The following is a 25,129-nucleotide window of genomic DNA, read 5'->3' as shown; positions in this document are numbered from 1 at the left end:
GATTTATGAAGCAATATTTGATCATTGGTGTGGCCATGGCTGCTCTGGCCATTTCCGGCTGCGCGAAGAAGACCCCGCCGGTGTCGGCGGCGAGCGATCCGGCCGCCAGCTCGATCTACGCGCCGCCCGCGGCCGAGGAACCGCCGGTCCGGAGCAGCGGGCTGTCGCAAGCCGACCTGATCGCCGCCGCGGGCGCCGACCGCGTGCTGTTCGCGCTCGATTCGTACAGCCTGTCGGCCGAGGCCGAGGCGGTGCTGGCCCGTCAGGTCGCCTGGCTGAAGGCGCACCCGCAGGTCGGCTTCACGATCGAAGGCCATTGCGACGAGCGCGGCACCCGCGAATATAATCTCGCGCTGGGCGACCGTCGCGCCAACGCGGTCGCCAGCTTCATGAGCGCCAACGGCATCTCGCCCGATCGGCTGCGCAGCCTGTCCTACGGCAAGGAGCGGCCTGAGGTGACCGGGTCGGACGATGTCGCCTATGCCCAGAATCGCCGGGCGGTCTCGGTCGTCGTCGACACGGGCCGCTGATCGCGCGATCGCCGGGCTCGCAGTCCCCCTCATAGCCTGCGAGCCCGGCTTGCGACGCGCCGACCTCGACTGGATCCGGATCGGCGCGTTCGCGCTGCTGATCCTCTATCATATCGCCCTGTTCTTCGGGCCGTGGGACTGGCACCTCAACAGCCGCCACCCGCAGCGCTGGATCGCCAGCGCGCTGGTGATGTCCAATCCCTGGCGGCTGGGGCTGCTGTTCTTCGTGTCGGGCGCGGCCATCGCGCTGATGCGCCGACGGACGCCGGCCGCGCTGCTCGTCGACCGGTCGCGGCGCCTGCTGGTGCCGATGATATTCGGCGCGATCGTCCTGGTCCCGCCGCAGGCCTATGCCGAGGCGGTCGCCAAGTTCGGCGAGACCGCGGACTATGCGAGCTTCCTCTCGGGCTATTTCCTGCCCGGTGGCCGGCCGCGGATCGACGTGCCGCTCAACCATCTCTGGTTCATCCTCTACATCTGGGCTTATGGCTTCGCAGCGATGGCGATCGTGCCGGTCGCGCCGCGGCTGCGGGCGATGCTCGAGACCGGCCTGCGCGGCGGCGGGCTGATCCTGCTGCCCTGCCTCTATCTCGCCGCGGTACGGATCGCGCTGTTCCCGGCGTTCGGCATCACCAACCGGCTGGGCAACGACTGGTATAATCATGCGAGTTCGCTCGCGCTGTTCCTGCTCGGCTATCTGATCGTCGACAGCCGTGCGATCTGGGCCGATCTGGTCCGGCTGCGCTGGATCGCGCTCGCCGCCGCGGTCGCCAGCGTCGTCCCGCTGATGATCGACGCGACGCTGCCGCCGCCCCAGCATGCGCGGGCGATCCCGATCATGGCCGCTTTCGCGATCAACCAGTGGACGACGATCGCCGCGATCCTCGGCTTCGGCCACCGCCACCTGCGCGCCGCCGACGGGCCGGCGCTGCGCTATCTGCGTGGCGGGATCTTCCCCTTCTACCTGACCCACCAGACGATCATCGTCCTCGCCGCCTGGTGGCTCGACGCGCGCGACCTGCCGGTGCTCGCCGAGGCGCTGCTGCTCGTCGCCGCGACCGCGCTCGGCTGCCTGACGAGCTATGAAATCGCTCGGCGGGTGCCGGGGCTGGCGCCGCTGCTCGGCATCGCCCGCTCAGCGCAGCCCGACCGCCGCCGCCAGCGACCGCGCCGCCTCGGCGGGTGAGCGCTTGTCAGCGTCGCGGTCGACGAGCAGGTTCGCCTCCTGCATCCGCGCGACCGCGATCCGGCCGAGCATCGGGGTGAGCGCGCGGCGCAGCAGCGGGTCATTCCCACGTTTCGGCGACAGCAGGATCAGCGCGTCATAGCCGGGCACCGCGTGGCGCGGGTCGGCGAGGATGACGAGATGCTGGGCGGCGATCCGGCCGTCGCTCGAAAAGGCCGAGATGACGTCGACGTCGCCGCCGGCGAGCGCGCGGTACATGAAGGTCGGATTGTAGGATCTGAGCGAGCGGAAGGCGAGGCCGTAGGAGGCGCGGATTCCGGCATATTCCGGGCGATCGAGAAATTCGAGGTCGGCGCCGAAACGCAGGCGCGGCGCGACCTTGGCGAGATCGTCGAGGGTTTGGATCCCCAGGTCCGTGGCGGATTTCCGGGTCATCGCCAGCGCATAGGCATTTTCGAATCCGAGCGGCCCGAGCACGGTCACGCCGTAGCGCGCCTTGAGCTCGCGGCCGAGGATCGCGAGCATCTGCGCGCGGGGCGGATGGTCGCGGCGGCCGAGGACATTGGCCCACAGCGTTCCCGAATAATCGACATAGGCATCGACGTCGCCGGCGGCGAGCGCGCGGAAGGCGATCGCCGAGCCGAGCCCGTCGCGCCGCGCGACCCGCGCCCCCTCGCGCTCGATCCGCGCCTGCATCATCTCGGCGAGGATGAACTGCTCGCTGAAATTTTTAGCGCCAACTACATAATTTGGCGAAGACGAGACCACCAGCAAGGGCGCAGCGGCGAGCACGGTGCCGGCGAGCAGCACGGCGAGCCCGACCGCCAGCCGGCGCGGATCGCGCAGCCGGGCGGCGGTCTCGATCAGGCCGAGCAGCAGGTCGACGACGAAGGCGAGCAGCGCCGACGCCGCGCAGCCGAACAGCACGAACACCCAATTCTCGGTCTGCAGGCCCGAGAAGATGTAATTGCCGAGACTGGTCTGCCCGACGGGGGTCGACAGGGTCGCCGCACCGATCGTCCAGACCGCGGCGGTGCGGATGCCCGCCATCAGCACCGGGGCGGCGAGCGGTAGCTCGACGAGCAGCAATTTCTGCCGGGCGGTCATGCCGATGCCGTCGGCGGCCTCGATCAGAGCGGGGTCGAGCCCGGTGAAACCGGTGATGCCGTTGCGCAGGATCGGCAGCATCGAATAGAGGGTGAGCGCAAGCAGCGACGGCAGGAAGCCGAGCGCCTGGACCCCGAAGCCGAACGCCCGCGCGGTCAGCGCCGACAGGCCGAGCAGCAGCGGATAGAAAAGCGCGAGCAGGGCGAGCCCGGGGATCGTCTGGACGAGCCCGGCGACCGCGAGCAGCGGCCAGCGCAGCCGCGGCCGGCGCACCCCGAGCAGCACCAGCGGCAGGCCGATGGCGATGCCGAGGCCGAGAGCCGCGGCGCTCAACAGGACATGCTGGCCGAGATAATCGGGGAGCAGCGCCCAGGCGGCGGCGACCTGCGGGTTCATCGCGCGGCTCCCGCGACCAGCGCCTGGATGCGATCGGCCTGGCGGCGCGGCACCTCCATCAGCGCGGTCACCCGCGGATCGGGATGGCCGGCGATCAGATCGGCGGGCGCGCCGTCGGCGACGATCTGGCCCGCCGCCATCACCAGGATGCGGTCGGCGATCAGCACCGCCTCCTGGATGTCGTGGGTGACCATGATCGTGGTCAGACCCAATCGGTCGTGAAGCGCGCGATAGGCGGTGGCGAGGCTGTCGCGGGTGACCGGGTCGAGCGCGCCGAACGGCTCGTCCATCAGCATGATCGCGGGGCCGGCGGCGAGCGCGCGGGCGACCCCGACCCGCTGGCGCTGGCCCCCCGACAGGGCATCGGGAAAGCGATCGCCATGGTCGCGCGGCAGATCGACCAGATCGAGCAGCTCGGCGGTGCGCGCGGCGATCCGCGCCGCCTCCCAGCCGAGCAGGCGGGGGACCAGGCCGATATTCTCGGCGACGCGCATGTGGGGGAACAGCCCGGTCCCCTGGAAGACATAGCCGATCCGCCGGCGCAGTTCGGCGGGCTCGGCGGCCCGCACCGACCGCCCGTCGACGAGCACCTCGCCGTCGACCTCGACCAGCCGGTTGATCGCCTTGAGCAGGGTGGTCTTGCCCGATCCCGACTGGCCGACCAGCGCGACGAAACTGCCGCGAGCGATCGCGAGCGAGACCTCGCGCACCGCATGGGTCCGGCCGTTTTCGAACGACTTGGCGACTTTGTCGAAGACGATCATCGGCTCGGCGGCCATGGCGCGTTCCTTGGCCGGGACGGCGGAACCGCGACGGTGGCAGAAGCCGGGGGTGGCTTCAACCCGCTTCGGGGAAACCTTCGGACGGGTGATATAACCGATGGTATGTCTTGCCGAACGGCAGGGCCGCGCCCATTTTCCCCCGTGGCTGGCAACGAGTCCCGGTCCCGTGCGTTTTAGGCCGCTGAAGCGGGGGAGCAATTACCGGATGGCCCATGTATTTGCCGATGCACTCGACGATTTCGCCATGGCGGTGCTCGCCGGACTGGCCCAGTCGAAAAAATCGATACCCGCCCGTTTCTTCTACGATCAAGCCGGATCCGAACTGTTCGAGGAGATCACCCGTCTCCCCGAATATTATCCGACGCGGGTCGAGACCGGGCTGCTCCAGCATCATGCCGGCGCGATCGCCGAACTCGCCGGGGTCGGCCGCGCGCTGATCGAGTTCGGATCGGGATCCTCGACCAAGACCCCGTTGCTGCTCGAGGCGCTGAAACCGCCGGTCTATGTGCCGATCGATATTTCGGACGATTTCCTCCACGCCTCGGCGGACGTGCTCGCGCGCGCCTATCGGCAGATCCGGGTGGAACCGGTCGCGGGCGACTTCACCGCGCCACTCCGGCTGCCGGTGCTGCCGCGGCCGCTGGTCGGCTTCTTCCCCGGATCGACGCTCGGCAATTTCCCGCACGCCGCCGCGGTCGACCTGCTGCGGTCGTTCCGCGAGACGCTGGGCGGCGGCGCCCGGCTGATCATCGGGCTCGACACCCGCAAGGACCAGGCGGTGCTGGAGGCGGCCTATAACGACGCGGCGGGGGTGACGGCGGCGTTCAACCTCAACCTGCTCCACCGGATCAACCGCGAGCTCGGCGGCACGGTCCCGGTCGATGGGTTCGTCCACAAGGCGATCTGGAACGATCGGCTCGGCCGGATCGAGATGCATCTGTTCGCGACCCGCGACGTCCGCTTCCATGCCGCCGGCCAGAGCTTCGCGATGGCCGAGGGCGAGAGCATCCACACCGAGAACAGCTATAAATACACCCCGGAGGAGGCGCGGCTGCTCGCCCGCGCCGCCGGGTGGGAGCCGCAGGCCAGCTGGTTCGACGAGGCGCAGATGTTCGGGGTCCATGTCTGGGCGGCGAACGGCGACATGATCGAACCATGAGCAGCGCGCCGATCGCGGCGATCGCCGGCGAAACCGATATCGCGGCGCGCTTCCGGATGGTGCGCGGGCGGACCGAGGCGCTCGCCGCGCCGCTGTCGGCCGAGGATTGCCAGATCCAGTCGATGCCCGACGCCAGCCCGATCAAATGGCATCTGGCCCATGTCAGCTGGTTCTTCGAGACCTTCCTGCTGGTCCCGCATCTGCCAGGCTATCGGCCGATCGACCCGTCCTATGCGGTGCTGTTCAACAGCTATTATGTCGGGGTCGGCGAGCGCCATCCGCGCCCCGAACGCGGGCTGCTGTCGCGGCCGACGCTCGACGAGGTCCGCGCCTATCGCCGCCATGTCGACGCGGCGATGCGCGCGCTGATCGACGCGCAGGGCGACGCCCATGCCGAACTGATCGAGCTCGGACTCCAGCATGAGCAGCAGCATCAGGAGCTGATGCTGATGGACATCCAGCACGGCTTCTCGCGCAACCCCGGCGACCCGGTCTATGCCGCCGATGCGCCGGCTGCGATCGGGATCGATGGTGCCGAGGCGTGGATCGAGCAACCCGGCGGGCTCTACACGATGGGCCATGCGGGTGGCGGTTTCGCCTTCGACAACGAGCTGCCGCAGCATCGCGTCTGGATCGAGCCGTTCGCGATCGCCGACCGGCTGGTCAATGCGGGCGAGTATAGCACGTTCATCGACGATGGCGGCTATGACCGGCCCGAATATTGGCTGTCCGACGGCTGGGCGACCGCGCAGGCCGAGGGGTGGCGCGCACCGCTCTACTGGCGGCGCGAGGGGGATGGCTGGACGCGCTTCTCGCTGCGCGGACGCGTCGCGGTCGATCCGGCGGAGCCGGTGCTGCATCTGAGCTATTATGAGGCCGACGCCTTCGCGCACTGGCGCGGCTGCCGGCTGCCGACCGAGGCCGAATGGGAGGTCGCCGCCGGCCATGGCGGGCTGCGCCAGCAGGGCGACAGCGGTTGGCAATGGACCGCCTCGCCCTATGTCGCCTATCCGGGCTTCCGCATCGCCGAGGGCGCGGTCGGCGAATATAATGGCAAGTTCATGGTCAACCAGTTCGTGCTGCGCGGCGGCTGCCTGGCGACGCCGGAAGGTCATGCGCGGCCGACCTACCGCAATTTCTTTCCGCCCGCGTCGCGGTGGATGTTTTCCGGGGTAAGGCTGGCGCGCGACGCTTGAGGGTGCGTAACCGGGCTGGCTAGAGTGATTTCGAGGCAGATAGAATATCTGCCGGCTCGGAAATCACGACAAACAAAGACAATTTAGAGTGTGTTCTGATTAATCTGATCAGGACATGCTCTAGATTCTATACCCCCGCCATCTCCGCAAGCTTGCGCACCGTCCGCCAGTTGCGCATCGTCACGGTCGAGCCCACCACCTTGTCGATGAACGCCGGGGTCAGCTTGGTGTCGGCGACGCCCGCGTTGAAATCGATCCAGATCGCGTCACCTTCGATCACGACCGTCTCGCCGCGCACCGCGCGTTCCATCAGTCGGTCGACGATATCCGGGCTCGGCGGTTGCTTCGACAGGCCGAGATGGACGATGTTGCCGCGTTCGTCGGCGTCGGCGAAGGGGGTCTTCCGCGCATAGCCCGCCCAGATCGTCGCCGACCGCGCGATCGCGCCGATCGTCATTCCGAATCGCTGGGCGATGACCGCCTCGACCGCCGCTTCGGCCGCGGCCGGGCTCTTCGCCGAGAAGACGAGGTTGCCGCTCTGGATATAGGTTTCGATGTCTTCGAGCCCGGCTTCACGGCAGGCATCGCGCAATTCCGCCATCGGCAGCCGGTTCTTGCCGCCGACATTGATGCCTCTCAGCAACAGGATCATCTTTTCCATCGGCCCTCCATGCCTGCGGACATTGACGCGAGGGGGCTCCCCGGCGCAAGAGCCGCCATGGCCGATAAATCTCTGGAGCAGCGTCTCAAGCGACGCGGCGTGTTGTTTGTCCTGTCCTCGCCCTCGGGCGCCGGCAAATCCACGATCGCCCGCCGCCTGCTCGAATCCGATCCCCATCTCCAGATGTCGGTCTCCGCGACCACCCGCGAACCGCGTCCGGGCGAGGTCGACGGCAAGGATTATCACTTCGTCGATCTCGAGCATTTCCGCACGATGGTCGACGACAATGAATTCCTCGAATGGGCGCATGTCTTCAACCATCGTTATGGTTCGCCCGCGGCGCCGATCGACGCGATGCTCGCCAATGGCGACGACGTGCTGTTCGACATCGACTGGCAGGGCGCGCAGCAGCTCTTTCAGATGCGTGGCGGCGACGTCGTCCGCGTCTTCATCCTGCCGCCGTCGATGCGCGAACTCGAACGCCGGCTGCGCGCCCGCGCGACCGACAGCGACGAGGTGATCACCGGCCGCATGCAGCGCGCCTTCGCCGAGGTCAGCCATTGGGACGGCTATGACTATGTGCTGGTCAACGAGGATATCGACACCTGCTTCAACCAGGTGAAGCATATCCTCGAGGCCGAACGGCTCAAGCGCAGCCGCCAGGCCGGGCTGATCGGCTTCATCCGCAAGCTCGACGTCAAATAATATCCTGCCCGGCAGTCCTGCCCGCGCGACGCTCCGCCGCACGGGGATTGCCCATCGCCCCCGATCGTCGCAAGCTCCCGCGCTTGATCATAGGGGAGAAACCGCATGGCGAAGACTTTGCTCGGCGGGGTGCTGGGCGGCATCGCGCTCTATCTGGTCGGCTTCCTGTTCTGGGGGACCCCGCTCAGCCTGCTCGCCTTCAACCGGCTCGAGGAAGCGCCCTCGACCGCGCTGCAGGCCGCGCTCGCGCAGAATCTGACGACCGGCGGCACCGGCACCTATCTGGTCCCGGCAACCAACACCGCCGCCGGTTCGGTGCTCTATGGCCGCGGCCCGATCGCGACGATCCATTTCAACACCGGCGGCTTCGCGCTCGCCGACACCGGCGCGCTCGCGACCGGCTTCGGCCTCGCGGTCCTCACCGGCGTCCTGATCGCGCTCGCGCTCGGCGTGATCGGGTCGCGGGTGCTCGACTTCGGGAGCCGCGCCGCGATCGTCCTGCTCTTCACTTTGGCGATCACCGTCTACACCGAGCTCGGCCAGCCGATCTTCAACCATTATGGCTGGGGCTACTGGGTCTATCTGTTCGCCAGCGACCTGATCGGCCTGTCGGTCTGCGGCCTGATCATCGCGCGCTGGTTCCTGCCTAAAGGCGGGGCGTTTCGGTGAATTCCGCCTTTTTCTAAGCCCTCTCCCATTTTGGGAGAGGGTTGGGAGAGGGAACCAACGGTCGGCTGGGCGCTGTATTTAAAGAAGAAGAACCCTCTCCCAACCCTCTCCCAAGAAGTGGGAGAGGGCTTTCGGTCGCACCCAGCCTCGCCGGCCTACTCCACCAACAACCCCAGAAACCGCGCCGCACTTTCGAAATCCTTGCGCCGGGCGTCGCGCATGTCGGTCGCCATCCAGTCCTCGCCCCACAGCTCGGCCTGCCACAGCTCGTCGAGATGCGCCGCATCGAACGCCGCGCGCGCATCGATATGGCCCTCGGCGAGCGCGAGGCCGATCACCAGCGAGCCCGATATCGTCACGAGTTGCTGGAGCGCGACCAGCCGGAAATGTTCGAACCCGTCAACCGCCTCGGCCAGCCGCGCGATCGTCGCCGGCGGCTGCGGCTGATGCATCACCCCCGACACGGTGACGAAGTCGACCCCGTAGCGGTTGCGCGCCCAGTCGAGCAGCGGATCCCAGGTCGCCAGCTGGCGTTCGATCAGCGGATCGGGCGAGGTCGCGCGATAGCAGAGCAGGTCGGTCTCGCCATAGCCGGCGACGTCGCGCACGAAGGTCGCACGGTCGCTCGCAACCTTGTCGATCGCGGCGTTGGACAGGCCCGTCAGCGGCATCGACCGCGGGTCGATCTCGTCGCCCTGCGCATCCCATTCGGCGGCGACGCTGTGCGCGAGCGCCGAGGTCGGCAGGACCAGCGGCGCGCGGCCCGGGGTCTTCACCGCCCGCCCGTCGAGGCTGATCGACAGGTCGTCGCCGACCTTCACCACCTTGTAGAAACGCTTCACGCCGCGCCTCCGGCCGCACGCACCCCGATCGCGAGCGTGCAGATCGCCGGGAGCTGGTCGGGGCGGTCGGCGACGAAGTCAGCGCCCTCGCCGAACAGTTCTTCGGGCGCGTGATAGCCCCAGGCGACCCCGATCGTCGGGCAGCCGGCGGCGATCCCCATGCCGATGTCGAAGCTGGTGTCGCCGATCATCACGCTGGTCTCGGGCGATGCCCCGGCCTCGGCGATCGCCTGCAGCGCCATCGACGGATGCGGCTTCGACGGGTGGCGGTCGGCGGTCTGCAGCGAGACGAACAGTCCGCGAATGCCATGATGCGCGAGACAGAGCTCGAGCCCGCGATCGGACTTGCCGGTCGCCACCGCGAGCAGCCAGCCATCGGCGTCGAGCGCCGCCAGCGTCTCGACGATCCCCGGGAACAGCGGCTCCTCGATCAGCCCCGCGCCGCGATGCTGCTGGAAGGCGCGCTTGTAGCGCTCGCCCAGATCGACATGCAGGCCATGATCGGCGTCGGGCAGCAGCGCGCGCATCGCCTCGACCAGGCTGAGCCCGACCACCCGCCGGGTCGCATTGTCGCCGGGCGGGGTCAGGCCGGCGCCGTCGAACGCATCGGCCATCGCCCGGCAGATATTGGCCTGGCTGTCGACCAGCGTGCCGTCGCAGTCGAAGATCGCGAGGCGGTTGGCGGCGATCATCGCGCTAACCCTGGCACGGCGATCGCGCGGACGAACGCCTTCATCACTCGCGGGCCCGGCCCCGCCGCTCGCCTTTGCGCGCACGCCGCGCATCCTTGGCCTTGTTGGCGACCAGCCGGCGCTTGCCCTCGGGGGTATCGATCGCCTTGACCTCGTCGAGCGGCAGCAGGTCGCCCAGCTCCTCCTCGAAGCCGAGCACGTTGAGCGAATCGCTGAAATGCTTGGGCAGCTTGGCGATCACGTCGATCACCCCGCCGTCGGGATGGTCGACCTTCAGCCGGCGCGCATGGAGGTGCATCTTGCGACTGACGTCGCCGGTCAGAAAGGCTTCGAGCCCGCCATATTTGCCGTCGCCGACGATCGGGTGGCCGATCGCCGCCATATGCACGCGCAGCTGATGGGTGCGGCCGGTATAGGGCTGGAGCTCGACCCAGCAGGCACGGTTGCCGGCGCGCTCGATCACCCGATAGCGGGTGCGCGCGGGCGAGCCGTCCTTCATGTCGACATGCATCTTTTCGCCGCCGCTGCCCGGCTGCTTGGCGAGCGGCAGCTCGATCATGCCGTCGTTGATCGACGGCACCCCGGTGACCAGCGCCCAATAGACCTTGCGCGCGGTGCGGCTGCTGAACGCCTTGGCGAAATGCGCGGCGGCGCGCGACGTGCGCGCGAGCAGCAGCACCCCGGACGTGTCCTTGTCGAGCCGATGGACCAGCTTGGGCCGGTTCTCGGCCTCGAACTGGACCCCGTCGAGCAGGCCGTCGACATGGCGGTCGGTCTTGGTGCCGCCCTGGGTCGCGAGCCCCGGAATCTTGTTGAGCACCAGCGCCTGCTTGTCGCGGTGGATCACCATCGACTGGATCAGCTGGGTGTCCTCGGCACTCAGCGGCTCGCGATCGCGCTTCGGGCGCGGCGCCTTGGTCGCCGCGCTGATCGCCTCGGCGACGATCTCGGCGGGTGGCACCCGCAGGATCTGTCCCGCTTCGATCCGGTCGCCGGGCTCGGCGCGCTTGCCGTCGATCCGCAACTGGCCGGTGCGCGCCCAGCGCGAGACGAGGTTGAAGCTGGTGTCGGGCAGATGCCGCTTGAACCAGCGGTCGAGCCGGATGCCGTCATCGTCGTAACCGACCGTGAACTGGCGGCCGGTCGGATCGCCGGCCGGCGCGCCGCCCTGGGCGACGGGCTTTTCTTTGTCGGTCATGCGATCCCCCGCGACAGCCAGAGGCCGGCCATCACCAGCAGGATCGATCCTGCCACCGACGACACGACATAGGCCAGTGCCAGTATGTTTTCACCGCGGGTCAGCATCTCGAAGGTCTCGAGGCTGAACGCGGAAAATGTGGTGAAGCCGCCGAGGATACCGACCCCGACGAACAGCCGGAACTGCTCGGCGCCGATGTCGCCGCGCGCGACGATTCCGGCGACGATCCCCATCGCCAACCCGCCGAGCAGGTTGATCATCCAGGTGCCGACGGGAAAGCCCGGGCCCATATGGCGCAGCGCGACGGACGAGATATGGTATCGGAAGCCTGCGCCGATGGCGCCGCCGATCATGACGAGAAACAATGGGGGCATGCGCCGCCTTTAGCCGCTGCGATGATTTTGCGCCAGTGCAAGGCTGAATGGGCGACCTGGTCGCCAATTCAGCCGCCGCCCCGGCGGAAGCCGGGGCCGCCCAAGGCGGGTGCGTATCGCTTCATCTTGGGGTCGCCTGAGCCCGGTTCCCTGCCGCTCGATCTTGTGCGCCCACCTCTCCCCGTCGTCCCAGCGAAGGCTGGGATCCATGTCTCGTACGACAAATGATGGCATCTGGATTGGAGAAAGACATGGACCCCAGCCTGCGCTGGGGCGACGAAGATGGGGATGCCGACCGCCCGGCGTTTGAAGGGCGTACAAAGCCACGGGCCGCAGGCCCGCAAGGCCGACCGGCCGCCCGAGCTTATTGCGAGGAAGCCAAGGGAGGCGGATGCCGACCGCCCGGCGTTTGAGGGTCTAAAACAAAGACTCCCCTACTCCCCCTTGTCCTCGACGCTGATGCTGCCCTGGCTGCCCGCGCCGGTCGCCGCCGGCGCCATCGCGATCTTGATATGGTCGCCGTCGGGCTTGATCGCGGTCACCGTCGCACCGGCGGCGGTCTTCGAGGACTGGACCGCGGTGAAATTGTTCGCGGCGGCAGCGTCGGCATAATAATCGGCGAGCGCGGCCGGCGCGGCGGCGCTGGTGAAGCGCATCACCACGCCCTTCTGGCCATTGTCGGTGCCATTGACGTTGATCGCGTCGAGCTTGGTGCCGGGATAGAGCTTCATCCCGTCGATATCCATATTGCCGTCGCCGATCTTGAGCCCGGGCATGTTGACCTTGGCCTGGAAGCCGGGGACCGAGATCGAAACGCCCTTACTGTCGTCGACCGACGCGATCGCGACATTGCCGTCCTCGCCGACCGTCACAGACGAGACGTTCGCCTTGTCGTCGTCCTTGCCGATCTTCATTTCGCATCCGCCCAGCGCGACCAGCGACAGTGCCAGAAGGGGAAGGGCCAACATGACGGTCTTCGCACGCATCTCTTTCTCCTCGCCAGCAAATTGGGCTAATGTCATCTCTGCTGTATTAGAAAAATAATACAGTTCGCGCAAGCAGGGGGCTGGTGCGCGAAAGTAGGGAAATGGTGCCGGGGCGCAATGTACAATATGTTCTCGCTGGCGTTGGGGGCGGCCAGTCTGTGCGTGTTGCTGGGCACGCTCGTCCCGTCTTATGCGATCTTCGCCTGGGCCGCGGTGCCGCTGGCGGCGATGGGGACCGCCTTCGGCATCCTCTCGCGCGCCGACAGCGGTCGCTGGCTCAGCATGTTCGCGATGGCGATCGCGGTCGGGCGGCTGGTCCGCGAATCGCTGTGGTTCCAGACGTTGCTGATGTGAAAAGATGAACGGCCTCCGCCGCGGGGCGAAGGCCGTCCAGATACGCAAAGCAACACATCGTGATGATACAACTATCGGAAATAGATCGGGTTTCATGAACATGAGACAACAGACAGGTGGTTGACCCTCAGGACATCATCGCCGCGCTCGGGCTCGAACCGCACCCCGAAGGCGGCTGGTATCGCCAGACATGGCGGGAAGGTGCGGGCGACGACGGTGGCGGCCGCGGGCTGGCGACCGCGATCTATTTCCTGCTCGAGGCCGGCAAGCGCTCGCACTGGCACCGGGTCGACGGCACCGAACTGTGGCTGTTCCACGCCGGCAGCGCGGTCGAGCTGCTGATCGCGCCGGGCGACGATGGCCCGGTCGAGGCGATCCGGGTCGGCCCCGATGTCCTCGCCGGCGACCGCCCGCAGGCGATCGTCCCGCACGGCTGGTGGCAGGCGACCGAGGCGCGCGAGGGCTGGGCGCTGGTGAGCTGCGTGGTCGCGCCGGGTTTCGTCTTCGAAGGATTCGCGCTGGCGCCGCCGGGCTGGGCACCGAAAGGCTGAGGCGTTCGCGCCGCTTTCCGGCGCTTTCCCAAAAACATTAACGATGCTTGCATTCATCGGCGCGTCACGACACTCTTATAGCCGGGTAGCGCGCCAGGAGACGCCGGCACGCGCCTGGTCCGAATCGTCAGGGGGAAAAGACAGCGTGTCGATGACGCCAGCGCAACTTGCCGCCTTGCTGCCGGTCAACAGTGTCTTCGCGGCCTGCAACGAACAGGAACTGGCCGAATTGCTGCAGATCGGCACGCTGCAGTCGACCAAGGTCAACGAGACGATGCTGCGCCAGGGCGACGATGGCGATTCGCTGCTGATCATCCTCGAAGGCGTCGTCCGCATCTCGATGGTGACGCCGAACGGTCGCGAGATCATCCTCGATTATGCCGAACCCGGCACCGTACTCGGAGAAATCGCGGTGCTCGACGGCGAGCCGCGCACCGCCTCGGCGATCGCGATGTGGGCCGGGCGGGTGCTGCGCATCGGCCGCGCCGCGTTCGAGGGCTTCGTCGAGCGCAACCCGAAGATGGCGCTCAGCCTGCTGCGTGAAATGGCGCGCCGGATGCGCCAGACCAACGCCACCATCGAAAGCGACCGCGCCTTCACCACCGGCCCGCGGCTCGCGCGCTATCTCAAGCGGCTGACCCTCCAGGCCCATGGCGCCCAGCTCACGCGCGACCTCAGCCAGAGCGAACTCGGCAACTTCGTCGGCATCAGCCGCGAAAACATCAACCGCCAGCTCGCCGCCTGGGCCAATGAAGGCGTCATCGAACTCGCCCAGGGCAAGATCCGCATCATCGACGCCGACTATCTGACGCAAATAGCCGAAGCGATCGACTAGGGACGCGGGGCGGGACCCGCCCCTATCTCGTCATCCCGGCGGAGGCCGGGATCTCAGGAGGCAGGGGCGCGCCTTATCCGCACGAGATCCCGGCCTCCGCCGGGATGACGAGGAAAGACCAACTCCGCGCGCGCCCGAGCGAATGCCGGCCGACCCTCACCCAGCCGTCACCATCCCCTGCATGAGCGTATCGACGAAACTCGCGGCGATCTCCGCCGCCGTCCGCTCGCCGTCGGCGCGATACCAGCGCGGAATCCAGTTGATCGCCCCCGCCAGCGCGAAGCCGGCGAGGCGGACGTCGGCGATGCGGGCCGAGCCGTCGCCGGTCGCTTCGGCGATCATGTCGCGCATGATGCGGTCGACCCGGCGCTTCATCCCGCGCACCGTCGCCCGGCTGTCGGGCGACAACTCATAATCGGGGGTGAGCACGACACAGGCGCCGAACGGGGTCATGTTGTGCTCGGCATAGCCGAGCAGCAGCGAGCGCAGCCGGTCGGCGCCGGTGCCGGCCCGGCCCTGCGCGTCGAGCGCGGCGGCTTCGAGTTTCGCCAGCCCCAGCCGCATGCATTCGAGCAGCACCTGATCCTTGTTGCCGAGATGATGGTAGATCACCGGCTTGGTCACCCCCAGGCTGGCGGCGACGTCGTCGAGCGAAGTCGCGTGGAAGCCGCGCTCGTTGAACATCGTCACCGCCGCGGTCAGCAGCGCCTGGCGCTTGTTCTCCTTGTCGCGCTCGCGCTCGGCGGCCGAACGAAACGGGGAAGCGGCCGGGCCAGTGGAGGCGAGCGAGGCGGTGTCGGTCATGTCCTTCATCGATCGGATATTGACATGACGGCACGCAACGCACAACTACTCATGAGTAAAGTCTATTCGGAGCGTATGTCGCCATGATCCTGACCGATACGCAGGCCGCGATTCGCGACGCGGTGCGCGACTATGCGCAGGAGCAGATCCGCCCGCGCAGCGCCGCGTTCGAAGCCGCCGGCGGCTATCCGCCCGAGCTGTTCACAGAACTCGCCGGGCTCGGCCTGATGGGGATGACCGCGCCCGAGGAGGCCGGCGGCGGCGGGGCCGACTATGTCTCCTATGCGCTGTCGCTGATGGAGATCGCCGCCGCCGACGGCGCGCTGTCGACGATCGTGTCGATCCAGAACAGCATCATGGTCTCGGGCCTGCTCAAGGACGGCAGCGAGAGCCAGAAGGCGCGCTTCCTGCCCGGGCTGATCTCGGGCGAGACGATCGGCGCCTTCGCGCTGACCGAGACCGATGCCGGTTCGGACGCCTCGGCGATCCGTACCCGCGCGACGAAGGTCGACGGCGGCTGGCGGATCGACGGCGCCAAGCAGTTCATCACCTCGGGCAAGATCGCCGGGGTGGTGATGATCGTCGCGGTCACCGATCCGGCGGCGGGGCGCAAGGGTATCTCGACCTTCATCGTGCCGACCGACCGCGAGGGCTATGTCGTCGACAAGGTCGAGCACAAGATGGGCCAGGGCGCGTCGGACACCTGCGCGCTGCGCTTCGACAATATGTTCGTCGAGGACGATCTGCTGCTCGGCGCCGAGGGCAATGGCTACCGGATCGCACTGTCGAACCTCGAGGCCGGCCGGGTCGGCATCGCCGCGCAGTGCGTCGGCATGGCCCAGGCCGCGCTCGAGATCGCGGTCGGCTATGCGCGCGAGCGCAAGTCGATGGGCGCGCTGATCATCGATCACCAGGCGGTCGGTTTCCGGCTCGCCGATCTCGCCGCCCGGCTCGAGGCCGCGCGCCAGCTCGTCCTCCACGCCGCCAGCATCAAGGATGCCGGGCTGCCCTGCCTCAAGGAGGCGTCAATGGCCAAGCTGATCGCCTCCGAGACCGCCGAGGCGGTCTGCTCGGGCGCGATCCAGACGCTCGGCGGCTATGGCTATCTCGAGGAATTCGGGGTCGCGAAAATCTACCGGGACGTGCGTGTCTGCCAGATCTACGAGGGCACGTCCGACATCCAGCGCATGGTCATCGCCCGCGCGCTTTGAGCCGAAGCTTTAAGGAGCATATCATGTCGACCGAAGATCCGATCATCATCTCGTCCTTCGCCCGCACCCCGATGGGTGGCTTCCAGGGCGCGCTCGCCGGCGTGTCGGCGGTCGATCTCGGCGCGGTCGCGGTCAAGGCCGCGGTCGAGCGCTCGGGGGTCGATCCATCCGCGATCGACCGCATCTATATGGGCTGCGTGCTCCCCGCCGGCCTCGGCCAGGCGCCCGCGCGCCAGGCGGCCTTGATCGCCGGCCTCCCCAAGTCGGTCGAGGCGACCACCCTCAACAAGATGTGCGGATCGGGCATGCAGGCCGCGATCATGGCGCATGAGGCGCTCACCGCCGGCACTGTCGACGTGATCGTCGCCGGCGGCATGGAGAGCATGACCAACGCCCCCTTCATCATGCAGAAGCACCGCGCGGGCGCGCGCATCGGCCATGACGTCATCTATGATTCGATGATGATGGACGGGCTCGAGGATGCCTATGACAAGGGCAAGCCGATGGGCGCCTTCGCCGAGGACGCGGTGCAGATGTACCAGTTCACCCGCGGCGACCAGGACACTTACGCGCTCGAGAGCCTCAGCCGCGCCAACGCCGCGATCGCCAGCGGCGCCTTCGACAGCGAGGTCGTGCCGGTGACGGTCAAGGGCCGCGGCGGCGACACCCAGGTGATCGTCGACGAGCAGCCCGGCAACGCCAAGCCCGACAAGATCCCCGGGCTCAAGCCCGCCTTCATCAAGGACGGCACGATCACCGCCGCCAACGCCTCGTCGATCTCCGACGGCGCCGCCGCGCTGGTGATGACCCGCGCCAGCGTCGCCGCGAAGCTCGGCCTCGCCACCGAGGCGGTGGTCGTCGCCACCGCCGCGCACGCCCATGAGCCCGGCCTGTTCACCACCGCGCCGGTGCCGGCGATCGAGAAGCTGCTCAAGAAGGCCGGCTGGAGCGTCGCCGATGTCGACCTGTTCGAGGTCAACGAGGCGTTCGCGGTGGTCGCGATGATCGCGATGCGCGATCTCGGCATCCCGCACGAGAAGGTCAACGTCAACGGCGGCGCAACCGCGCTCGGCCATCCGATCGGCGCGTCGGGTGCGCGGATCATCACCACGCTGATCGCCGCGCTCAAGAATCGCGGATTGAAGAAGGGTGTCGCCGCGCTCTGCATCGGCGGTGGCGAAGCGACCGCGGTCGCGGTCGAGCTCGTCTGATCCGTACCGAATAGAGAGGGACTAGTATGGATATCTCGGGAATTTCGGCGATCGTCACCGGCGGCGCGTCGGGGCTGGGGGCCGCGACCGCGGCGCTGCTCGCGCAGAACGGCGCCAAGGTCACGCTGTTCGACCTCAACGAGGAGGCCGGCAAGGCGCATGCCGCGGCGATCGGCGGGCTGTTCGTCGCGGTCAACGTCACCGATGAAGCCAGTGTCGATGCCGGCATCGCCGCCGCCGAGGCCGCGCACGGCCCCGCGCGGGTGCTGGTCAACTGCGCGGGTATCGCGCCGGCCATCAAGACCGTCGGCCGCGAGTTCGCGCCGCACCCGATCGACGCCTTCCGCCGCGCGATCGAGATCAACCTGATCGGCTCGTTCATCACCCTGTCGCGCTTCGCCGCCAAGGCCGCCCAGCTCGAGGTCGTCGGCGAGGAGCGCGGGGTGATCATCAACACCGCCAGCGTCGCCGCCTATGACGGCCAGGTCGGCCAGCCGGCCTATGCCGCGTCGAAGGGCGGCGTCGTCGCGATGACCCTGCCGGTCGCGCGCGACCTCGCCCAGCACAAGATCCGGGTGATGACGATCGCCCCCGGCATCTTCTGGACGCCGATGCTCGCCGGCCTCCCCCAGGCCGCGCAGGACTCGCTCGGTACCCAGGTCCCGCACCCGAGCCGGCTCGGCAAGCCCGAGGAATATGCGATGCTCGCCGAGTCGATCATCCGCAACCCGATGCTCAACGGCGAGGTCATCCGCCTCGACGGTGCGATCCGGATGGCGCCGCGCTGATCAAGCGCTTATCGTCCTGAGATGGGGCAGGCGTCGCGGCCGTGCGGCGCCTGCCTTTTTTCTGAATATATGCGGAATTCCGCACCTCGAAGGTCGACCCATGCTCCCCAAAATCCTCGAAGGCCGTCTCTCGGTTCCCGCGATCGCCTCGCCGATGTTCATCGTCTCGCAGCCCGAGCTGGTGATCGCCGAGTGCAAGGCCGGGGTGGTCGGCTCCTTCCCGTCGCTCAACGCGCGGCCGTCGGGGGTGTTCGAGGACTGGCTCAAGCGGCTGCGCGCCGAGATCGGCGGCGGCGATGCGCCGTTCGCGGTCAACCTGATCGTCCACAAGAGCAACGACCGGCTCGAGGAGGATCTCGCGCTGTGCGTGCGCTACGAGGTGCCGATGGTGATCACCTCGCTCGGCGCGCGCACCGACGTCAACGACGCGGTCCACAGCTATGGCGGGATCGTCCTCCACGACGTGATCAACGACGCCTTCGCGCGCAAGGCGATCGAAAAGGGCGCCGACGGGCTGATCGCGGTCGCGACCGGCGCCGGCGGCCATGCCGGCACGCTGTCGCCGTTCGCGCTGGTCCAGGAAATCCGCGAATGGTTCGACGGCCCGCTGGCGCTGTCGGGCGCGATCGCCACCGGCGGCGCGATCGCCGCGGCGCGGGCGATGGGCGCCGACCTCGCCTATATCGGCTCGGCCTTCATCGCCACCGACGAGGCGGTCGCCTCCGACGCCTACAAACAGTCGATCGTCGACAGCAACGGCGAGGACATCGTCTATTCGAACCTGTTCACCGGGGTGCACGGCAATTATCTGAAGTCGAGCATCGTCGCGGCCGGGCTCGACCCCGACCATCTCCCCGAATCCGATCCGTCGAAGATGGATTTCGCCGCCCTCGCCGGCGGCGCCAAGGCGTGGCGCGACATCTGGGGCTGCGGCCAGGGCATCGGCGCGGTCGACGCGGTGGTCCCGACCGCGCAGCTCGTCGCCCGGCTCAAGGCCGAATATCAGGCGGCGATCAAGCGGCTGACGGAATAGCGCGGAAAACCAAGCCGTTCGTGTCGAGCGCAGTCGAGACACCCCGCGGTGGCGTAACGTGTCTCGACTGCGCTCGACACGAACGGATATTCTTTAATTCCCTTGCCGCCGCGCGAGGAAGGCCAGCCGCTCGAACAGCATGATGTCCTGCTCGTTCTTGAGCAGCGCGCCGTGGAGCGGCGGGATGGCCTTCTTGGGATCGCGATTCTGGAGGATGTCGAGCGGCATGTCCTCGTGGAGCAGCAGCTTGAGCCAGTCGAGCAGCTCGCTGGTCGACGGCTTCTTCTTGAGCCCCGGTATCTCGCGGATCTCGTAGAAGATCTCCATCGCCTTGGTCACCAGCAGCTTCTGGATACCCGGGAAATGGACGTCGACGATCTCCTGCATCGTCTCGCGCTCGGGGAATTTGATATAATGGAAGAAGCAGCGGCGCAGGAAGGCGTCGGGCAGCTCCTTCTCGTTGTTCGAGGTGATGACGACGATCGGCCGGTCCTTCGCGGCGATCGTCTCATGGGTCTCGTAGACGTCGAACGACATCCGGTCGAGTTCCTGGAGCAGGTCGTTCGGAAACTCGATATCGGCCTTGTCGATCTCGTCGATCAGCAGCACCGGCAGCTCGGGCGAGGTGAACGCCTCCCAGAGCTTGCCCTTGCGGATATAGTTGGCGATGTCGTGGACGCGGGCGTCGCCGAGCTGGCCGTCGCGCAGCCGCGCGACCGCGTCATATTCGTAGAGGCCCTGATGCGCCTTGGTGGTCGACTTGATGTTCCACTGGATCAGCGGCGCGTTGGCGGCCTTGGCGATCTGGTGCGCGAGCACGGTCTTGCCGGTGCCGGGCTCGCCCTTGACCAGCAGCGGCCGCCGCAGGGTCACCGCGGCGTTGACCGCGACCTTCAGGTCGGCCGTTGCGATATAATCGTCGGTTCCCTCGAAGCGCACGCCCGCTCTCTCCTCTGCCCTTGCTGACAGAAAGCGATAAGCGGCGATGCCGCACTGCGCAAGAAGCCCGGCCGCCGCCCGGCTTTCATCGCCGGGCGGTTATGTCGCTCAATATCCCACACGCGCCTGCTGGCGGGCATCGAGCAGGTCCCAGAGGCCACGGTTCTGGACGAAGATCTGCTGGGCACCGAACACCATCGCGCGTTCGACCCCGCTCAGGCCGGCGGTCGAACTGAGCACGGCGGCGGTCTGGCGCGGGCTGGGCAAGGCGGGCGGGACCAGGCCGACACCGAAACGCTGCGCCGCGGCATCGATGATCGTGCGGATCGCACGCCAGTCCATCGTCAGCGCGATCGCCGCGCCGAGCGCGCAGCCGGTGCGTTCCGACCGGGCGAGGGTCTCCAGCGCATGGCGCTGACCCGAGACCGCGGCCGCCGATTCGGCCTGGCCGGGGGTCGAGGGGATCGGCCCGGCGGCGACCACCACCCGGGCGAGATAGGCGCGCTCCTGCTCGAAGCCGCGGGTCGCGGAATCGAGCCAGTCGGTGGCGGGTTCATAGTCGGCGCGGGCGGCCGCCAGATCGACTATACCGGGCGCGCGCCCGTGCAAGGTGGTGAGGTGATGGACCGCATCGGCGAGATTGCGCGCGGTATCGCGGCCCGACACGAAAACCTGACAGGCGATATAGGGGTGGCTCGCCGCCCCATCGGCCCGCAGCAACGCCTGAATAATATCCGCAGCTCCCCTGGGAGCGACGGTCTCCGCCAACATCAAAGCCATGCTACACCCCGAATACAACCGGTTACGCCGGTGCCGGATGCAAAACGCGCGCCCGTCACCGAAAGGCCGTTGTACATAGTCGTCGTAAACAGCCGGTGTACGTCGGCGAAAAATTTGCCGAATCACTTCAAGGACATGGCCCGTTCAGTCGATTGGCGCTAAAAGGGTCGCTTATGGCGCGTTCATCTCGATCCGATAATTGGGGCTTCCCCCGCTGGGGCGGCTATGGCGGCGAGCGTGGGGCGACCAAGGTGCGCATGTGCGATCGCCATGGTTGCGACCAGCCCGGCGACCGTCCCGCCCCCAAATCGCCCAACAGCCCCGAGCGCTGGTATTTCTGCCTGGCGCACGCCACCGAATATAATGCCAACTGGGATTATTTTCAGGGATTGTCGGCGGAAGAGGCCGCGGCGCGCGAACGCGACGAGCGGCGCACCTCGTCGGGCTATGCCGAGGCGTCGCATTATGGCTGGGCCGGCCCCGGCGACGGCCGCTGGACCGGCGACGAGCTGCGCGCGCTCGAAACCCTCGAACTCGAAAGCGATGCCGATTTCGAGGCGATCAAGGCGTCGTGGCGGCGGCATGCCAAGGCGAACCATCCCGACGTGAAGCCCAACGACGCCAAGGCGGCGGTGCGCTTCCAGGCGGTCCAGGCCGCCTATGAGATATTGCGCCGCGCCGAGGAACGGCGGCTCAAGATGTCCGGGCCGCTCTAGGCCCCCCCGCCACCCGGCCCGGCCGCGGGTTCGATTTTGCCGTCATCTGTGACAAGGCTCACGTCGCGTGGACGCATCATGCGCTATCGGCGTGGGGTGTCGTCCAAGGTTTTGTCGTTCCTGCTCCGTCTCGGGACGGTCGCATCGCTCTCTCCCTCAATTGAGGGTTGCGGGCCGTCGCATGCGGAGTCAGTAGCGTCGCAGGGGCCCATATGAATACAGTCGTTCGCAGACTTGCCGCGATCCTTGCGGCCGATATCGTCGGTTACAGCCGGATCATGCAGCTGGACGAGGAGGAGACCCTCGCCCGGATCAAACTCTATTTCGACGGGCTGGTGCGGCCCAAGGTCGCCGAGCATCGCGGGCGCGTGGTCAAGACGACGGGCGACGGCGTGCTCGCCGAATTCGGCAGCGTCATCGATGCCTTCGCCTGCGCGATCGAGATCCAGCAGCGCGCCGATGCCGGCAACCAGGGCATCCCCAAGGATCGCCACATCGAATTCCGGATCGGCATCAACGTCTCGGAGATCATGATCGACGAGGAGAATGACGATGTCTTCGGCGACGGCGTCAACATCGCCGCGCGGCTCGAGGGTCAGGCCGAGCCCGGCGGCATCTGCATCTCGGCGCGCGCCTATGAGGATCTGCGCCAGTTCAAGGTGAAGTTCGAGGATATGGGCGACGTCCGCCTCAAGAACATCGCCCAGCCCATGCGGGTCTATGCCCTGTCGAAAAATGCGGTGCGCAGCGGCAAGGCGCGGATGTCGCGCCGCACCCGGCGCAACATGATCCGGCTGCTGATCGCGGCCGGATCGATCCTGATCCTGGCGGCCGGCGGTTTCTTCGCCTGGCGCACCTACAGCGCCTCGCCCGAGAAATTCGTGACCGAGACGATCGAGACACTGCCCTGTTCGTGGCTGCGCGTCGCCGAACATTCGGAGACCGACGGGCAGCATGTCTTCTCCCTGGCCGGCGCCTCGGTCTACAGCGCCGGGGTGCGCGACGTGATCATGCGCGCGGCGGCGGCGAAGGGCATCGCGATCCAGCGCATCGAAACCAGCGAGGTCGCACCCTTGCTGCAGCAGCAATGCGGCTGGATCGAGCAGGTCCGCGCCTATCGCTATAGCGGGGTGCCGCGGATGACGGTCGGCGGCTGGCGGCCGGGGGTCGAGGGGCTCGATTTCGACGTCAGCATCGAAGCGCAGCGGCTGAAGACCGAGTTCGAGGTCTACGGCATCTCCGACGACGGCGCGGTCGCGGCGGTCGCCGACAAGGCGCAGATCATGGCCGGGCCCGGCGGCAGCGGCGCCGGGGTCAAGCTGATCCCGCTCAACGCGACCCATGTCGGCTGGTCGGGGCTGATGCTGGTCGAGGCCGACAAGCCGATGCCGGTCGAACAGCTCACCCACACGCTCGATCCGGCCGCGCTCGCCGACATCGCCAAGCGCGACAATCTGCGTTTCGAACTGCTGTGGTTCAACGTCCCCGACCGCAACGCCATCGGGCGCTGATACCAACGGCCGACGCGCCGGCCTGTCCGCATCGGATATATCCGTAGGCGCCGGGTTGCAGAATCCGACTGGATTGTTGGCGGCGCAGGCTCCAAGATCATACCGTAGTTTACGCGTATCGAAGGACCATCTGAGCCCATGGCTGACGAGGATCGGATCGGGGATGACCGGCTGCTGGCGCAGCGCTGGTCGCTCCTCGCGGAGGCGATCGAGAAGCTGGCCAATGCACGCACGCTCGATGCGGTGGTCGAGACATTGCGGTCGACCGCGCGCCGGATCGTCGGCGCCGACGGCATCGCGATCGTGCTGCGCGACGGCGATCGCTGCCATTATGTCGCCGAGGATGCCAAGGAACCGCTGTGGGCCGGGCTGCGCTTCCCGCTGGAGACCTGCGTGTCGGGCTGGGCGATGACCCATGGCGAGACCACGTCGATTCCCGACGTCTTCCAGGATGCGCGGGTGCCGGTCGACGCCTATCGGGTGACCTTCGTGAAGAGCATGGTGATGGTGCCGATCGGCCGGCCCGAGCCGGTCGCGGCGATGGGCGCCTATTGGTCGGAGACCGCCCAGGCGACCCCGAACCAGATCATGCTGCTCGAAACGCTCGCCCGATCGGCGGCGACAGCGCTCGAAAACCGCCGACTGTTCGGATCGCTCGAGGAACTCAACGCGGGTCTCGCCAGGCGGGTCGAGGAACGCACCGCCGAGCTGGTCGAGGCGCAGGAGACGCTGCGCCAGACCCAGAAGCTCGAGGCGATCGGCCAGCTCACCGGCAATGTCGCGCACGACTTCAACAATCTGCTCGCACCGATCATCGGCGGGCTCGACCTGATCCTGCGGCGCGGCGCCGAGGAACCCGCGGTCGCGCGCAGCGCGACGCTGGCGATGGAGGCGGCGGAGCGCGCCAAGACGCTGGTCCAGCGGCTGCTGTCCTTCGCCCGCCGCCAGCCGCTGCTGCCGGCGCCGGTCGACCTGCCGGGGCTGGTCGACGGCATCATGACCCTGCTCGCCAGCACGCTGGGGTCGCGGATCGGCGTGCGGATCGACGCGGCGCCGGGCCTGCCCCCGGCCAAGGCCGACCGCCACCAGCTCGAAATGGCGATCCTCAACCTCGCGCTCAACGCCCGCGACGCGATGCCGCACGGCGGCGACCTGGTGATCGCGCTGCGCGCCGGCGGGGGCCCGGCGAGCCTGCCGCCCGGCGACTATGTGTCGATCGCAGTGCGCGACACCGGCATCGGCATGGACGAGGCGACCCTCGCCCGCGCCGCCGAACCCTTTTTCAGCACCAAGCGCGAGGGCCATGGCACCGGGCTCGGCCTGTCGATGGTCCAGGGGCTTGCCGCCCAGCTCGGCGGTGCGCTCGAGATCGGCAGCGCGCCCGGCCGCGGCACCGAAGTGCTGATCTGGCTGCCCGCCGCCAAGGCGGCGGCGCCGGTCGCGGCCACCGGCGCCGGCGCGCCGATCGGCGATGCCGGCGGCGAGACCGTGCTGGTGATCGACGACGAGCTGATCGTCCGCAAGGGCACTGCCGAGATGCTCGCCGATGTCGGCTTCGACGTGATCCAGGCGGAGAACGCTGCCGAGGGGCTCACCCTGATCGATGCGGGGCTGAATCCCGACGTCGTCGTCACCGACCATATCATGCCGGGGATGACCGGCGCCGAACTCGCGCAGAAGCTGCGCGCCGAACATCCCGAATTCGCGGTGCTGATCATCTCGGGCTATCAGGGGATCGACCTGATCGCTCCCGACGTGGTGCGGCTGTCGAAGCCGTTCCGCCAGAAACATCTGATGGCGAGCATCGCCGCGGCACGCGAGAAGACGCAGGTCTGAGCGGGTGGCGCTCGAGCGGCGTCGAACCCCGACCTTCGTTAAAGAGGCGAAGCACGACCCTCACCTTCGTCATGCTG

The 25,129-nt window shown here is 67.8% G+C and carries 27 protein-coding genes; 16 read left to right on the top strand and 11 right to left on the bottom strand.

Translation table 11 applies throughout. From position 1 onward, the window contains the following. Positions 1 to 35 precede the first annotated feature (35 nt). Positions 36 to 530 carry a peptidoglycan-associated lipoprotein Pal gene (gene pal, locus AC1RM6_RS22875; protein ID WP_493105496.1) on the top strand — a complete coding sequence of 165 codons (495 nt, stop codon included), beginning with the start codon at positions 36 to 38 and terminating at the stop codon, positions 528 to 530. A gap of 49 nt (positions 531 to 579) precedes the next feature. Beyond that, entirely contained in the window at positions 580 to 1,716 is a 1,137-nt protein-coding gene (locus AC1RM6_RS22870) for an acyltransferase family protein (RefSeq protein WP_493105494.1), read from the top strand. Here AC1RM6_RS22870 and AC1RM6_RS22865 read toward each other — a convergent pair. Continuing rightward, a complete protein-coding gene (locus AC1RM6_RS22865) occupies positions 1,666 to 3,219 on the bottom strand; it encodes an ABC transporter permease/substrate-binding protein (RefSeq protein ID WP_493105492.1) in 1,554 nt (517 codons plus the stop codon). The genes AC1RM6_RS22870 and AC1RM6_RS22865 overlap by 51 nt on opposite strands. Then, positions 3,216 to 3,998, bottom strand: a complete 783-nt coding sequence (locus AC1RM6_RS22860) for an ATP-binding cassette domain-containing protein (protein ID WP_493105490.1) — start codon at positions 3,996 to 3,998, stop codon at positions 3,216 to 3,218. Before AC1RM6_RS22860 ends, AC1RM6_RS22865 begins: the two co-directional genes overlap by 4 nt. A 208-nt stretch (positions 3,999 to 4,206) precedes the next feature. Between AC1RM6_RS22860 and egtD the strand changes: the two genes are divergently transcribed. Both egtD and egtB read left to right on the top strand, forming a co-directional pair. Then, positions 4,207 to 5,160 (top strand): L-histidine N(alpha)-methyltransferase, encoded by a 954-nt coding sequence (egtD, locus tag AC1RM6_RS22855; protein WP_493105488.1) that lies wholly within the window; start codon positions 4,207 to 4,209, stop codon positions 5,158 to 5,160. Then, complete coding sequence (egtB, locus tag AC1RM6_RS22850; RefSeq protein ID WP_493105486.1) at positions 5,157 to 6,356, top strand: ergothioneine biosynthesis protein EgtB; 1,200 nt, start codon at positions 5,157 to 5,159, stop codon at positions 6,354 to 6,356. The genes egtD and egtB overlap by 4 nt, the downstream gene beginning before the upstream one ends. Before the next feature lie 127 nt (positions 6,357 to 6,483). Here the strand turns inward: egtB and AC1RM6_RS22845 are convergent, their stop codons facing one another. Then, positions 6,484 to 7,017: a DUF1697 domain-containing protein gene (locus AC1RM6_RS22845; RefSeq protein WP_493105484.1), complete on the bottom strand. Its 534-nt coding sequence runs from the start codon at positions 7,015 to 7,017 to the stop codon at positions 6,484 to 6,486. 57 nt (positions 7,018 to 7,074) lie between these two features. Here AC1RM6_RS22845 and gmk point away from each other — a divergent pair, with 57 nt between their 5' ends. Together gmk and AC1RM6_RS22835 are read left to right on the top strand one after the other, a co-directional pair. Continuing rightward, positions 7,075 to 7,722 (top strand): guanylate kinase, encoded by a 648-nt coding sequence (gene gmk, locus AC1RM6_RS22840; RefSeq protein ID WP_493105482.1) that lies wholly within the window; start codon positions 7,075 to 7,077, stop codon positions 7,720 to 7,722. Positions 7,723 to 7,827: 105 nt separating this feature from the next. Continuing rightward, a complete protein-coding gene (locus AC1RM6_RS22835; RefSeq protein WP_493105480.1) occupies positions 7,828 to 8,391 on the top strand; it encodes a hypothetical protein in 564 nt (187 codons plus the stop codon). Positions 8,392 to 8,546: 155 nt separating this feature from the next. Here the strand turns inward: AC1RM6_RS22835 and AC1RM6_RS22830 are convergent, their stop codons facing one another. From AC1RM6_RS22830 to AC1RM6_RS22810, 5 genes are all read right to left on the bottom strand, one after another. Continuing rightward, positions 8,547 to 9,233: an ATP12 family chaperone protein gene (locus tag AC1RM6_RS22830; protein WP_493105478.1), complete on the bottom strand. Its 687-nt coding sequence runs from the start codon at positions 9,231 to 9,233 to the stop codon at positions 8,547 to 8,549. After that, entirely contained in the window at positions 9,230 to 9,925 is a 696-nt protein-coding gene (locus AC1RM6_RS22825; protein ID WP_493105476.1) for an HAD hydrolase-like protein, read from the bottom strand. The genes AC1RM6_RS22830 and AC1RM6_RS22825 overlap by 4 nt, the downstream gene beginning before the upstream one ends. A gap of 43 nt (positions 9,926 to 9,968) precedes the next feature. Next, positions 9,969 to 11,123 (bottom strand): RluA family pseudouridine synthase, encoded by a 1,155-nt coding sequence (locus AC1RM6_RS22820; protein WP_493105474.1) that lies wholly within the window; start codon positions 11,121 to 11,123, stop codon positions 9,969 to 9,971. Next, positions 11,120 to 11,497, bottom strand: a complete 378-nt coding sequence (crcB, locus tag AC1RM6_RS22815) for a fluoride efflux transporter CrcB (RefSeq protein ID WP_493105472.1) — start codon at positions 11,495 to 11,497, stop codon at positions 11,120 to 11,122. Before crcB ends, AC1RM6_RS22820 begins: the two co-directional genes overlap by 4 nt. 434 nt (positions 11,498 to 11,931) lie before the next feature. Continuing rightward, positions 11,932 to 12,465, bottom strand: a complete 534-nt coding sequence (locus AC1RM6_RS22810; protein WP_493105470.1) for a hypothetical protein — start codon at positions 12,463 to 12,465, stop codon at positions 11,932 to 11,934. A gap of 135 nt (positions 12,466 to 12,600) precedes the next feature. On the opposite strand from AC1RM6_RS22810, the gene AC1RM6_RS22805 reads away from it, so the two are divergent. The 3 genes from AC1RM6_RS22805 (at position 12,601) to AC1RM6_RS22795 (ending at position 14,223) form a co-directional block, all read left to right on the top strand. Continuing rightward, positions 12,601 to 12,837, top strand: coding sequence for a hypothetical protein (locus AC1RM6_RS22805; RefSeq protein WP_493105468.1), 237 nt, complete (start codon positions 12,601 to 12,603; stop codon positions 12,835 to 12,837). Positions 12,838 to 12,953: 116 nt separating this feature from the next. Then, a complete protein-coding gene (locus tag AC1RM6_RS22800; RefSeq protein ID WP_493105466.1) occupies positions 12,954 to 13,388 on the top strand; it encodes a cupin domain-containing protein in 435 nt (144 codons plus the stop codon). A 151-nt stretch (positions 13,389 to 13,539) separates the two neighbouring features. Then, entirely contained in the window at positions 13,540 to 14,223 is a 684-nt protein-coding gene (locus AC1RM6_RS22795; protein WP_493105771.1) for a Crp/Fnr family transcriptional regulator, read from the top strand. 156 nt (positions 14,224 to 14,379) lie between these two features. On the opposite strand, the gene AC1RM6_RS22790 is transcribed toward AC1RM6_RS22795, so the two are convergent. Next, complete coding sequence (locus AC1RM6_RS22790; RefSeq protein WP_493105464.1) at positions 14,380 to 15,027, bottom strand: TetR/AcrR family transcriptional regulator; 648 nt, start codon at positions 15,025 to 15,027, stop codon at positions 14,380 to 14,382. 83 nt (positions 15,028 to 15,110) lie between these two features. On the opposite strand from AC1RM6_RS22790, the gene AC1RM6_RS22785 reads away from it, so the two are divergent. From AC1RM6_RS22785 to AC1RM6_RS22770, 4 genes are all read left to right on the top strand, one after another. Then, entirely contained in the window at positions 15,111 to 16,238 is a 1,128-nt protein-coding gene (locus AC1RM6_RS22785) for an acyl-CoA dehydrogenase family protein (RefSeq protein WP_493105462.1), read from the top strand. Between the two features lie 23 nt (positions 16,239 to 16,261). Then, a complete protein-coding gene (locus AC1RM6_RS22780; RefSeq protein WP_493105460.1) occupies positions 16,262 to 17,449 on the top strand; it encodes an acetyl-CoA C-acyltransferase in 1,188 nt (395 codons plus the stop codon). Between the two features lie 26 nt (positions 17,450 to 17,475). Then, a complete protein-coding gene (locus AC1RM6_RS22775; protein ID WP_493105458.1) occupies positions 17,476 to 18,237 on the top strand; it encodes an SDR family NAD(P)-dependent oxidoreductase in 762 nt (253 codons plus the stop codon). 100 nt (positions 18,238 to 18,337) lie between these two features. Beyond that, on the top strand, positions 18,338 to 19,270 hold the full coding sequence (locus AC1RM6_RS22770) for an NAD(P)H-dependent flavin oxidoreductase (RefSeq protein WP_493105456.1): 933 nt from the start codon (positions 18,338 to 18,340) through the stop codon (positions 19,268 to 19,270). A 93-nt stretch (positions 19,271 to 19,363) separates the two neighbouring features. Here AC1RM6_RS22770 and AC1RM6_RS22765 read toward each other — a convergent pair whose 3' ends face one another. Then, complete coding sequence (locus AC1RM6_RS22765; RefSeq protein ID WP_493105454.1) at positions 19,364 to 20,209, bottom strand: AAA family ATPase; 846 nt, start codon at positions 20,207 to 20,209, stop codon at positions 19,364 to 19,366. 108 nt (positions 20,210 to 20,317) lie between these two features. Beyond that, positions 20,318 to 20,929, bottom strand: coding sequence for a DUF6975 family protein (locus AC1RM6_RS22760; RefSeq protein ID WP_493105452.1), 612 nt, complete (start codon positions 20,927 to 20,929; stop codon positions 20,318 to 20,320). A gap of 233 nt (positions 20,930 to 21,162) precedes the next feature. On the opposite strand from AC1RM6_RS22760, the gene AC1RM6_RS22755 reads away from it, so the two are divergent. From AC1RM6_RS22755 to AC1RM6_RS22745, 3 genes are all read left to right on the top strand, one after another. Then, entirely contained in the window at positions 21,163 to 21,705 is a 543-nt protein-coding gene (locus AC1RM6_RS22755; protein ID WP_493105450.1) for a J domain-containing protein, read from the top strand. A 212-nt stretch (positions 21,706 to 21,917) separates the two neighbouring features. Next, positions 21,918 to 23,216: an adenylate/guanylate cyclase domain-containing protein gene (locus AC1RM6_RS22750; protein WP_493105448.1), complete on the top strand. Its 1,299-nt coding sequence runs from the start codon at positions 21,918 to 21,920 to the stop codon at positions 23,214 to 23,216. 138 nt (positions 23,217 to 23,354) lie between these two features. Further along, entirely contained in the window at positions 23,355 to 25,052 is a 1,698-nt protein-coding gene (locus AC1RM6_RS22745; protein ID WP_493105446.1) for an ATP-binding protein, read from the top strand. Positions 25,053 to 25,129 lie beyond the last annotated feature (77 nt).

It is taken from the genome of Rhizorhabdus sp. GW822-FHT03C02 (genome assembly GCF_058801765.1).
The sequence above is the reverse complement of the archived record's forward strand: the minus strand, read 5'-3'. Positions and strand labels throughout refer to the sequence as shown.

Excerpts from the sequence above, each read along its gene's own strand:
- pal (WP_493105496.1), top strand. The coding sequence starts at position 36 with ATGGCTGCTCTGGCCATTTCCGGCTGCGCGAAGAAGACCCCGCCGGTG.
- AC1RM6_RS22865 (WP_493105492.1), bottom strand. The coding sequence starts at position 3,219 with ATGAACCCGCAGGTCGCCGCCGCCTGGGCGCTGCTCCCCGATTATCTC.
- AC1RM6_RS22860 (WP_493105490.1), bottom strand. The coding sequence starts at position 3,998 with ATGGCCGCCGAGCCGATGATCGTCTTCGACAAAGTCGCCAAGTCGTTC.
- egtD (WP_493105488.1), top strand. The coding sequence starts at position 4,207 with ATGGCCCATGTATTTGCCGATGCACTCGACGATTTCGCCATGGCGGTG.
- egtB (WP_493105486.1), top strand. The coding sequence starts at position 5,157 with ATGAGCAGCGCGCCGATCGCGGCGATCGCCGGCGAAACCGATATCGCG.
- AC1RM6_RS22845 (WP_493105484.1), bottom strand. The coding sequence starts at position 7,017 with ATGGAAAAGATGATCCTGTTGCTGAGAGGCATCAATGTCGGCGGCAAG.
- gmk (WP_493105482.1), top strand. The coding sequence starts at position 7,075 with ATGGCCGATAAATCTCTGGAGCAGCGTCTCAAGCGACGCGGCGTGTTG.
- AC1RM6_RS22835 (WP_493105480.1), top strand. The coding sequence starts at position 7,828 with ATGGCGAAGACTTTGCTCGGCGGGGTGCTGGGCGGCATCGCGCTCTAT.
- AC1RM6_RS22825 (WP_493105476.1), bottom strand. The coding sequence starts at position 9,925 with ATGATCGCCGCCAACCGCCTCGCGATCTTCGACTGCGACGGCACGCTG.
- AC1RM6_RS22820 (WP_493105474.1), bottom strand. The coding sequence starts at position 11,123 with ATGACCGACAAAGAAAAGCCCGTCGCCCAGGGCGGCGCGCCGGCCGGC.
- crcB (WP_493105472.1), bottom strand. The coding sequence starts at position 11,497 with ATGCCCCCATTGTTTCTCGTCATGATCGGCGGCGCCATCGGCGCAGGC.
- AC1RM6_RS22810 (WP_493105470.1), bottom strand. The coding sequence starts at position 12,465 with ATGTTGGCCCTTCCCCTTCTGGCACTGTCGCTGGTCGCGCTGGGCGGA.
- AC1RM6_RS22805 (WP_493105468.1), top strand. The coding sequence starts at position 12,601 with ATGTACAATATGTTCTCGCTGGCGTTGGGGGCGGCCAGTCTGTGCGTG.
- AC1RM6_RS22795 (WP_493105771.1), top strand. The coding sequence starts at position 13,540 with ATGACGCCAGCGCAACTTGCCGCCTTGCTGCCGGTCAACAGTGTCTTC.
- AC1RM6_RS22790 (WP_493105464.1), bottom strand. The coding sequence starts at position 15,027 with ATGACCGACACCGCCTCGCTCGCCTCCACTGGCCCGGCCGCTTCCCCG.
- AC1RM6_RS22785 (WP_493105462.1), top strand. The coding sequence starts at position 15,111 with ATGATCCTGACCGATACGCAGGCCGCGATTCGCGACGCGGTGCGCGAC.
- AC1RM6_RS22780 (WP_493105460.1), top strand. The coding sequence starts at position 16,262 with ATGTCGACCGAAGATCCGATCATCATCTCGTCCTTCGCCCGCACCCCG.
- AC1RM6_RS22775 (WP_493105458.1), top strand. The coding sequence starts at position 17,476 with ATGGATATCTCGGGAATTTCGGCGATCGTCACCGGCGGCGCGTCGGGG.
- AC1RM6_RS22770 (WP_493105456.1), top strand. The coding sequence starts at position 18,338 with ATGCTCCCCAAAATCCTCGAAGGCCGTCTCTCGGTTCCCGCGATCGCC.
- AC1RM6_RS22755 (WP_493105450.1), top strand. The coding sequence starts at position 21,163 with ATGGCGCGTTCATCTCGATCCGATAATTGGGGCTTCCCCCGCTGGGGC.
- AC1RM6_RS22750 (WP_493105448.1), top strand. The coding sequence starts at position 21,918 with ATGAATACAGTCGTTCGCAGACTTGCCGCGATCCTTGCGGCCGATATC.
- AC1RM6_RS22745 (WP_493105446.1), top strand. The coding sequence starts at position 23,355 with ATGGCTGACGAGGATCGGATCGGGGATGACCGGCTGCTGGCGCAGCGC.